Origin of the sequence: Vibrio sp. 10N.222.48.A3, from assembly GCF_041475345.1 — a bacterium.
Classification (GTDB): Bacteria; Pseudomonadota; Gammaproteobacteria; order Enterobacterales; family Vibrionaceae; genus Vibrio; species Vibrio tasmaniensis_A.
Window position 1 is genome coordinate 1 of the sequence record NZ_JBFRVX010001487.1, and the last position, 535, is coordinate 535.

Consider the following 535-nt stretch of genomic DNA (forward strand, 5'->3'; position numbering starts at 1 on the left):
TCGTTGGTCACCGAAGCTATCTTTTAATGACATGGTTAAATCATTAGCACCAGCTGTTACACCCCAATCTTTACCTTTAGCTTCTGTAAATTGGTAGCTGTTGCCGCCCATTTGGTCGTTATCAGAACGCATGTCTTTCAGCTGAAGCATTACTGCCTCACCATTGTCTGCACCAATTTGGAATGACTTAGTACCGTGAGTACCGTTAAGCAGCTTGTTACCACCAAAAGAGGTTGTTTCAGCAATACGATTTAGTTCATCGTTCAGTGCTGTAACTTCTTCTTGGATTGCAACACGGTCAGCTTTTGTATTCGAACCGTTTGTTGATTGCAGAGACAAGTCACGCATACGTTGCAGAATGTTTGATGTTTCATTCATCGCACCTTCTGCCGTTTGAGCGATAGAGATACCATCGTTCGCGTTACGTACAGCAACATCAAGACCACGACTCTGAACGTTCAAACGGTTCGAGATTTGTAGGCCTGCAGCGTCATCTTTTGCGCTGTTGATTTTAGAACCTGAAGATAGGCGTTCC

The 535-nt window shown here is 44.1% G+C and carries 1 pseudogene; it reads right to left on the minus strand.

Annotated features, from left to right (window positions below):
- Positions 1-535 (minus strand): annotated as a pseudogene (locus AB4653_RS27300) (flagellin); the annotation flags it as partial.